Below are 8,892 nucleotides of genomic sequence, written 5' to 3'. Positions count from 1 at the left end.
AGAAGGGTTAGAAGTTGCCCACGAGTTGTGAAAGGAAAACCGCAGAAATACCCAAGAAAATGCCAGTCAATTTCTTAACTGACTGGCATTATCCATATGGAGGCTTTTTTATATTAAGTTTTTAATGCGAGTTAGGCTGCTGAGTCACTTGCTGATATTTGAGAATATATTCTTCACGAATGGCGAGGCGTTGCTCAGGAGACGCTTTTTGCATACGTGCGCCCAGTTCTTTACGTTCCTGACTGCTCATCATTTGCCATGTTTCACGCATTCTCTGCTTTTCCGCATCAGGGAGTTGGGTAAACCAGTCCATACGCTGCTGCAAGCTGACACGTTGTTGTTCGGGGATTTCTTTTAAAGATTGATAACGTTTAATCAGTGCCAATTGTTCAGAATCAGAAAGACTATCCCAAGTATCAGTTACTTGGGTATTCGCATCTTTGGAAAATAGCCAAAAACGTTCAAATCCTGCAAAGCTGGTTTGCAGAAAACTGAATGCACAAAAAGCAATCACCAATTTTTTAGCTGCCATGTGGAACTTTGTCCTCACCTAAAACCATTAACATTTCTAAATCTTCAAGCATTTGCGGAGACAGTTTTGGGACTGACACCATTTGAGTTTGCGGTTCGTTATGGTCCGAAAGATTCGGTAATACCACAATGCCTGCAATCGCAGCTGCCAAAGCAAAACCTGACATTTTTAGAAATGCAAAGCGTGAATGTTTTGAATCCTGAATTTCTTCAAGAACATGGTGCATGACAACAGGTTTATCTTTATGTTGTTGTGCCAGTCCATCAAGTTTGGAAGTTACTTGTTTTAAGAAATCATCTTGATTCATTCGGATGACCCTCCCAGATATGGATTTAAATGTGCTAAAGAGGCACGTAAGCCTTGGATAGCACGGTGATAATGGGTTTTTACACTGCCTTCTGTGCAGTTCATAATTTGTGCGGTAGTATGCGTATCAAATCCTTCCCAGGCTCTGAGCATAAATGCCTGTTGCTGACGCACAGGCAATTTTGCAATCGCTTCCTGGATTTCTTCAGCAGTGACTGCCTGATCGAGAAAGTCCAGCGGCGTTGGTGTTGATTCATCAACGATATCATCGAATTCAATTTTGTCGTCATCGAGACTGACTTTTTTGAAAAATGAAAACATTTGACCACGCCGTGATTCTTTACGACGCCAGTCCTGTAACTTGTTGTTGAGAATGGTATAAAACAGGGGATACCATTCTTCTGTGCTTTTTTCTGCATAGGATTTGTGTAAGGAAATGAAAGCTTCCTGAACCAGATCCATAGCAATACCATGATGACCTTGAGTCGCACTTTCCATCATCACCAAGGCACGCCCAGTCACATCCTGCATAAAATTCTTCAGACGTGCTTCAGCCGTACTCTTCAGAATACTTACATCGTGTGTTTGCAACTGTTTTGGTGCTAAATCCATAGAGATGGAAAATCCTGTCATTGGACACCCACCATTATTCCCAAGTTCATAATCACATAACGTTGGGAATCCTGGTTTGGTTGACAATTAAGTTTATTATTTTTGTAGTTTAATCTATTTTATACACGGGCAGGGCCGTATTAAAACACTGTAACCTAAATCCCTAATTAGATACGTTGACGTACCATTTCAAAGAAACAGATCGAACCGGCAATTGCGACATTCAGTGATTCCTGACCTCCAGGTTGCGGAATGCTAACGGCTTCAGCATGTTGCATCGCATAATCAGACACGCCTTGGCCTTCATTACCCAGAATCCACACGCAAGGTTTACGTAAGTCTTTTGAATACAGGCTTTCAGCACGGTGTGAGCTGGTTACATAGACAGGGATTTGAAATTGCTCAAGAATTTGTTCAAGCGCAATATTTTCAAAGGTTTGCAGCGTGAAATGTGCACCCATACCGGCACGTAATACGCGTGGAGACCAGAGCGATGCAGAACCTTTGGTACATACAATCTGTTCAATACCGGCAGCAGCAGCAGAGCGAAGCAGGGTGCCTACATTACCCGGATCCTGTACATTTTCCAAAATCAAAGTGTCTGCTTTAAAATCCAATGCATAATTTGCTGTCGGTAGAGTGACCACAGCTAAACAGGCTAAAGATGTTCCTAAGGTGCTTAAATCTTTGTATAAAGACTCGCTCAGAACAAAGACCATACCTGTGTATTTTGCAAGAATTTTCTCGAAATCAGGATGTGAAAGTGCATGTTCAGTGGTGAAAATCGAATCAATTTTACGGTTTTCATGTAGCCAGGCAAGAGACAGATGCGTGCCTTCTAAAACCGTTTGACCTTGTTTTTTACGATAAGTATTTTGTTCGATTAAACCACGTAAGTGTTTAATCTTTGGATTGTCTTTTGAATCAAGAAAAAAAGTTGGCATGGGAGATATAATCCACGGCAGCCGATTCAATATCGACTACCGCTATAAAAATTAGTTGTGGTAGCTGGTCACAAGATCAACTTCGTTTTTAGAACCAATGATCACTGGCACACGTTGATGTAGATCTGTCGGTTCGATCTCAAGAATACGGACACGACCTGTAGTTGATGCACCGTCAGCCTGTTCCATGAGCATGCTCATTGGGTTAGCTTCATACATTAAACGCAGACGGCCAGCTTTAGCCGGATCTTTAAGGTCGTATGGATACATGAAGATACCGCTACGGCAAAGAATACGGTGAATGTCGCCCACCATACAGGCAACCCAACGCATATTGAAGTCTTTTTCACGCGGGCCAGTCTTACCAGCTAACAATTCATCGATATAACGCTGTACTGGTGCTTCCCAATGACGCTGATTCGACGCATTGATCGCATATTCTTTAGTATCCGCAGCAACCTGAATTGCTTCAGAAGTCAGTAGGAATTCTTGAGTCTCAGGGTCATAGGTAAAGAACACCACGCCTGCGCCGACCGTCAATGCCAACATGGTTGACGGGCCATAAAGCACATAACCTGCAGCTACCTGATGAACACCGGCTTGCATAAAGTCTTCTGCCTGAGTCACAGCATTCTTCGCAGGAAGAATCGAGAAAATAGTACCAACACACATATTGATGTCGATATTGCTTGAACCGTCTAATGGATCGAACAATACCAGAAATTGACCATTTTCTTGTGCAGGGGTGAATTCATCCAGTTCTTCTGAGGCCAAACCACCCACATTTGGATGTTGCTGCAAGGCATCAATCAAATAGTCATTAGAAATGACATCCAGCTTCTTTTGCTCTTCGCCTTGAACGTTTTCATGCTGTGCACTTCCCAATACACCCGCTAAAGCACCTTTTTGCAGTAATTGATCAATGTCTTTGCAAGTGTTTGCAATCGTTTCAATAACTTGTGCAAGTTCAGGTGTGAGATTCCCGCTTTGTTGTTGTAAAAACTGGGATAAAGTGCGGTATGACATAGGGGAAACTCCAAAACTTAAATCGGGAAAAAATGATCAAAACGATATGCGGCTATATTTTAGATGAGAACGTACTAAAAGAAAAATTAAACTGGATTATTTGTATCGATTTTGCCCTTGCAACTCCTGCGGAAAGTGCTATGTTGAAGACAAAGGAAAATTGAGAATAGGAGCACAGATATGACAACATTGAAGTTTGATGCGACTCCAACGCCAAGCGAAGGCATTACTTTAGATGATATCTCTGAAGACAAGATGAAAGAAGCCTGGCGGGATTATGAAGCAAAACCAGAGTACAAACAATTCAATAAACATGATCTGATCGAATCGATGCATCCGGCTGAACAAGATCAGCTTCTAAAGTAGACCGATTCTTTCATTGAAGCCAATAAGAAGCACTCATGATTGAGTGCTTTTTATTTGATGAAACCATCATGAATGAAAATTATTTCAACAATGGTGGTACCGCTTCATAATTAATTTCTACACGGCGGTTTTCTTTCCAGGCATTTTCGTCATGGCCCGCATTGATTGGCATTTCCTTGCCATAGCTAACTGCTTCTAGTTGACCAGGATTAACACCAGTCGTCACCAAGAAGCTTTCTACTGCTTTGGCACGACGCTCGCCAAGTGCCATGTTGTATTCACGGGTACCGCGTTCATCGGTATGGCCGGTGAGTGCTACACGTGAATTGGCATTGGCCATCAGGAATTGCGCATGGGCTTGCAGCGTATTTAGATCTTCATTGCTGAGTTCAGTACTGTCATAGTCAAAATGCACCACGCGTTTTGCCAAGAATGCTTTATTTTCTGCAGTAACACCTTTTGCAGAAGCACCTGCCATGTTTTGTGCATTCAGTGCTGCATCTTCACTCAGACCTTGAGTATTCACAGTTGTTGTACCGGTCGTATCTAAACCGCCCGTTTGAACTTCAGCGGCAGGCTTACGGCTCGCACAACCTGTCATGACAACAGCTGCTGCTAAAAGTGGCAAGGCAAATAATTTTACTTTGTTCATCTTCATCTCCATGAAGTTTGATTATGGGGTAAAGGGTTTATCAATATAAAAATCTTATTTTGGTGCCCAAGCCGGTTCACGGACTTCGCCCGTTTCACTTGGCAAATTCATACGGAAGCGGCCATCCAGCGACATGATCGACAAGAGTCCGCGTGCACCTTCACGGGTGGCATAGACCACCATCTGGCCATTTGGCGAGAAGCTTGGCGATTCGTCCAGCGTTGTTGGTGTCAAAATGTTGTTCACACCAGAGGTCATGTCCTGAACCGCAACTCGATAGTTACTGCCGCTTGGGCGATGAACTAATGCAAGTTTTTTACCATCTGCGCTTAGCGTACCACGCGCATTGAATGCACCACGGAAGGTCAGGCGTTTATTGCTACTTGATTCAAGATCATGGCGATAAATTTGTGGAGAACCACCACGGTCAGAAGTGAAAATAAAAGATTTTCCATCTGGCGAATAACGTGCTTCAGTATCAATGGCACTGTCATTGGTCATACGTTGTAGCTGACGCGTTTCCAGATTCATCTGGTAGATTTCCGGATTGCCGTGCATAGAAGCAGTAAACAGCATGCTCTTGCCATCTGGAGAGAAGCTCGGCGCGCCATTCAAACCACGGAAGCTGGCCAGTTTTTCACGCTGTCCGGTCGCCAGATCCTGTACATAAATCGCCGGGCGTTTGGTTTCGAACGACACATAAGCGATTTTTTTGGCGTCTGGTGTCCATGCCGGAGAAAGGATCGGATCACGTGAGGTCAAAATGGTCTTTGGCTGTTCGCCATCGGTGTCGGCAATCTGCAAGGTATAGCGTTGTTCTGGCGTAGCAGGATTGCGCAGCACATAGGCAATACGTCCGCTAAAATCACCAGGAATACCGGTCAATGCTTGATAGATGGCATCACTGATCATATGTGCTGCCTGACGGGTGCGTGAGGCTGGAACAGTTAGCAATTCATTTAATAGATATTGTTTTTTTTCGACATCATAGAGCTGATACTGGATTTCAAAAGAACCATCGGCTGTGGTCTTGGATGAACCGGTGACCACATAGGGAACACTAGCCGATGCCCAAGCTTCTGCATTCGGATTATTCAATGTCGCTGTTGCAGGCAGGTTTTTTGAAGCACTGGTAAAGCGGCCAGAACGATTCAGGTCATTTTCCACAATAGGATAAATGCTCTGATCCTGACTGAAAGGTACAACGGCAATTTTAGGTGCTGCCTCAGGTGCCTTGGTAATTTCCAGATGCAATTGGGCATAGGACTGGGTTGCCAATACAGGGCTTAAAGCGCTAATGATTGCGAGGCAGAGTAGATGTTTGCGAGTCTTTTCCATCATTCGTTATTTACTCAAATCAACGGATTTATTGTATAGGTGCTTGGGCTACATCATCGCATGGATTTAATAGAATAAAACCATGAATTTATGACCAAACTGTTATGACACTGTGAAAAGTGAATATTATTTAATCAATTTAAAGTGAAGTTTAGCTTAAAAAATAAAAGCCATCACAACATTATTTATGTGATGGCTCCGTTTTTTATTGCGCAGTAAAGGTTGAAGTAAAGCTTCGTGCTTCACGGCGTGCATCTGGATCGGAAGGCATTGGATAAGGTGCAGCAGCACGAACTGCAGCTTCTACACTGGCTTTCATATCGGGATCACTTGCACTTACCACTACAGAAATGACAGAACCACTATCACTTAGCGTGACGCGAGCGTTGGCAGTTTTACCAGATGAACCCACTGGTGTATTCCAAGCCTGTTTAACTTTATTGGTAAAATCGCGCTTCGCAGTGGATGCAATCCGTTTTGATTCCGCTTTTTTCTGTGCAGCTTCTTCAGCAGCTTGTTTCGCGGCTGAAGCTTTGGCATCTGCATCAGCTCTGGCTTTTGCTTCAGCATCTGCTTTGCGCTTGGCGTCTGCATCCGCTTTGGCCTTAGCGTCGGCATCTGCCTTGCGTTTGGCATCAGCGTCGGCTTTAGCTTTAGCAGCCGCATCCGCTTTGGCATCAGCATCCGCTTTGCGTTTCGCCGCTGCATCATTTTTAGCCTTAGCTGCCGCGTCTGCTTTGGCTTTCGCATCAGCGTCTGCTTTACGTTTCGCCGCTGCATCATTATTGGCTTTTGCTGCCGCATCTGCCTTTGCTTTAGCAGCAGCTTCAGCCTTACGTTTGGCATCAGCCTCTGCTTTGGCTTTTGTTGCAGCATCCGCTTTTTGCTTGGCAGCTAGGTCGGCTTTTTTCTGTGCTTCCAGTTTGGCTTTTTGTGCAGCATCGGCTTTGCGCTGTGCATTCAGTTCAGCTTGGCGTGCAGCTTCGGCTTCAGCCTTGGATTTTTGTGCTGCATCCGCTTTGGCTTTGACCGCTGCCTGTTTCGCCTGTTCAGCAGCTTCGGCACGTTTCGCTGCTTCAGCTGCTTGCTGCGCAGCCTTGGCTTGTGCTGCCTCTGCCGCTTTCAGTTCCTGCTGGACTTTTTGTGTATCTGCTTTTGGCACAGGTGGAGTCACAGGTACAGCAGGGGCTGCTGTCGGAATGACAGGAGCAGGTTCTATACTGGGTTCTGCCGTTTGAGTGATTTCTTCTGCGACATTTTCATGTGCAGTTTCCTCAAATTCGGTTTCTTCGCGAGTCACCGGTTTAAGGTCTTCTGGCTTGATCAGAACGGTTTTGATCTGTTTTGGCGGTTCAGGGGGATTACTCATGCCCAGATAAAGTAAGCCCACCAAAGCCACTGCATGGATACCTAAGGTGAATCCAAGTGCGATGGCTTTTTTCTGAAATGGTGGCTTTTTATAGTCTTTCATACTTTATTCTAATGGCTTGGTCAGTAAACCGACTTGAGAAAGGCCAGCATCCTGCAGGCTGGACATCAAGGCCATGACATCGCCATATGGACGGGTATTATGGCCATTGATCACGACATTGAGCACCTTGTTTTCATTTTGTGCCTGGGTTTGGGCATCAACCAGGGTACGCGTTAATTCTTCCAGTGTGACTGGGCCAGTCGCCTGATTTTTATATTCTAAATAATATGAACCATCTTCTTTGAGTGTGACGATGGTCGGAGCGTCCTTGGATTCGATCGGCAATCCGTTGGCCTGAGGCAAGTCAACCTTGATACCGCTGGTAATCATCGGAGCGGTGACCATAAAGATCACCAGAAGTACCAGCATGACATCGATATACGGCACCACATTCATGTCACTTTTTAGTGGCTTTTTAATACGCTGAAAGCGTCCTGAACCTTGAATCGCCATTAGTCTTTGTCCTGAGTTACGCCCACAGACTGACGTTGCAATAGCGCCACCATTTCTTCGGCAAACAGCGCACGGTCAGAGTAGACCGTTTCACCTTTGGCCGTGAAGTGGTTAAAGGCCAATACCGCTGGAATGGCTGCAAACAGACCGATCGCAGTTGCAATCAAGGCTTCTGCAATACCGGGTGCGACCGTCGCCAGTGTCACCTGATCAACATCTGCCAGGCCAATAAAGGCGTTCATGATGCCCCAGACTGTACCGAACAGACCAACATAAGGTGCAACAGAACCAATACTTGCCAATGCACCCAGACCTTGTTCCAGATGACCTTGGTCACGGCTTAAACCGACACGCAGAATACGCTCTGTTCCTTCAATCGACTGGGCAGTCGGCGCATGGCGTTTTTTCAGTTTCAGGAACTCGCCCAGACCCTGATAGAAAATATCTTCAAGGCCAGTGCGTTTGGAGTTGAGTTGTGCATTGTTATACAGGGTATTCAGCTCAGCACCAGACCAGAAGATTTTCTGGAAATGTTCATCATCGGCCTGGGCTTTTTTATAATTCATATAGAGCCTGGCAATCAGATACCAGCTATATATTGAGGCTAACAGGAGAGAAAGCATCACCAGTTGTACGACAGGGCTTGCTTGTAAAATAAGATCTGAAACTTGAAGAGATGATTCTAACTGAGTCGCCATAGTTGTTACGTGTGCCAATAAATTTTTTTAGTCTTGTTCCAATTCTTTTTGAATTAGTTCGCGGATTTCATCCGGGAGTCGACGTGGTCGCATCTCTGCACTGATACATGCCAACTCAACCTCACCTGATGCAAGCATGATTTCACCACGATAAATATTTTGTTGCAATACAAATGATGAAGCTTTACATGAAATGACACGTGCCGTAACAGTAATTAAATCATCCATCAGGATCGGACGCATGTATTTGACATTAATTTTATGCACCACAAAATTGTAGTCTGTCTGATGCCAGTAATGGCTCACTCCAGCGGCACGTAACCATTCGGTACGGGTACGTTCCATATAGCGAATATGATTGGCGTGATAGACAATGCCACCCGCATCAGTATCTTCAATATAAACGCGGATATTGAATTCAAAGTGATTCGCCATAGTTTTGTTCCATGCAGATTTTCGAAATTTTTGCTTGTTTTTAGATGCAGGAGAGGGAT

General features: G+C 44.7%; 12 protein-coding genes. 1 reads left to right on the top strand and 11 read right to left on the bottom strand.

Annotated elements, in window-relative coordinates; translation table 11 throughout:
• Positions 1 to 121: 121 nt before the first annotated feature.
• From NI469_RS08625 to NI469_RS08605, 5 genes are all read right to left on the bottom strand, one after another.
• Positions 122 to 532, bottom strand: coding sequence for a DUF3106 domain-containing protein (locus NI469_RS08625; RefSeq protein WP_153566694.1), 411 nt, complete (start codon positions 530 to 532; stop codon positions 122 to 124).
• Positions 522 to 839: a hypothetical protein gene (locus NI469_RS08620; RefSeq protein WP_004279120.1), complete on the bottom strand. Its 318-nt coding sequence runs from the start codon at positions 837 to 839 to the stop codon at positions 522 to 524. The genes NI469_RS08625 and NI469_RS08620 overlap by 11 nt, the downstream gene beginning before the upstream one ends.
• Positions 836 to 1,450, bottom strand: a complete 615-nt coding sequence (locus NI469_RS08615) for an RNA polymerase sigma factor (protein WP_253174854.1) — start codon at positions 1,448 to 1,450, stop codon at positions 836 to 838. Before NI469_RS08615 ends, NI469_RS08620 begins: the two co-directional genes overlap by 4 nt.
• Before the next feature lie 167 nt (positions 1,451 to 1,617).
• Entirely contained in the window at positions 1,618 to 2,394 is a 777-nt protein-coding gene (locus NI469_RS08610) for a TrmH family RNA methyltransferase (protein ID WP_004279118.1), read from the bottom strand.
• A 51-nt stretch (positions 2,395 to 2,445) separates the two neighbouring features.
• Positions 2,446 to 3,420, bottom strand: coding sequence for a class 1 fructose-bisphosphatase (locus tag NI469_RS08605; protein ID WP_004731742.1), 975 nt, complete (start codon positions 3,418 to 3,420; stop codon positions 2,446 to 2,448).
• A gap of 180 nt (positions 3,421 to 3,600) precedes the next feature.
• Between NI469_RS08605 and NI469_RS08600 the strand changes: the two genes are divergently transcribed.
• The gene (locus NI469_RS08600; RefSeq protein ID WP_253174852.1) at positions 3,601 to 3,786 is read left to right on the top strand and encodes an NF038105 family protein; all 186 of its coding nucleotides are present in this window, start codon (positions 3,601 to 3,603) and stop codon (positions 3,784 to 3,786) included.
• 79 nt (positions 3,787 to 3,865) lie between these two features.
• Here NI469_RS08600 and pal read toward each other — a convergent pair whose 3' ends face one another.
• The 6 genes from pal to ybgC form a co-directional block, all read right to left on the bottom strand.
• Positions 3,866 to 4,438 carry a peptidoglycan-associated lipoprotein Pal gene (pal, locus tag NI469_RS08595; RefSeq protein WP_004279115.1) on the bottom strand — a complete coding sequence of 191 codons (573 nt, stop codon included), beginning with the start codon at positions 4,436 to 4,438 and terminating at the stop codon, positions 3,866 to 3,868.
• 54 nt (positions 4,439 to 4,492) lie between these two features.
• Entirely contained in the window at positions 4,493 to 5,776 is a 1,284-nt protein-coding gene (tolB, locus tag NI469_RS08590; protein WP_253174856.1) for a Tol-Pal system beta propeller repeat protein TolB, read from the bottom strand.
• 205 nt (positions 5,777 to 5,981) lie between these two features.
• Entirely contained in the window at positions 5,982 to 7,247 is a 1,266-nt protein-coding gene (gene tolA / locus NI469_RS08585) for a cell envelope integrity protein TolA (protein WP_253174850.1), read from the bottom strand.
• A 3-nt stretch (positions 7,248 to 7,250) separates the two neighbouring features.
• Entirely contained in the window at positions 7,251 to 7,700 is a 450-nt protein-coding gene (tolR, locus tag NI469_RS08580) for a protein TolR (RefSeq protein ID WP_004731735.1), read from the bottom strand.
• Entirely contained in the window at positions 7,700 to 8,398 is a 699-nt protein-coding gene (tolQ, locus tag NI469_RS08575) for a protein TolQ (protein WP_253137816.1), read from the bottom strand. Before tolQ ends, tolR begins: the two co-directional genes overlap by 1 nt.
• Before the next feature lie 27 nt (positions 8,399 to 8,425).
• Positions 8,426 to 8,833 carry a tol-pal system-associated acyl-CoA thioesterase gene (gene ybgC / locus NI469_RS08570; RefSeq protein ID WP_004645668.1) on the bottom strand — a complete coding sequence of 136 codons (408 nt, stop codon included), beginning with the start codon at positions 8,831 to 8,833 and terminating at the stop codon, positions 8,426 to 8,428.
• Positions 8,834 to 8,892 lie beyond the last annotated feature (59 nt).

The sequence above is a fragment of the Acinetobacter lwoffii genome (assembly GCF_024129735.1).
Lineage (GTDB): Bacteria > Pseudomonadota > Gammaproteobacteria > Pseudomonadales > Moraxellaceae > Acinetobacter > Acinetobacter lwoffii_H.
This window is presented reverse-complemented; position numbering and strand designations above follow the sequence as displayed.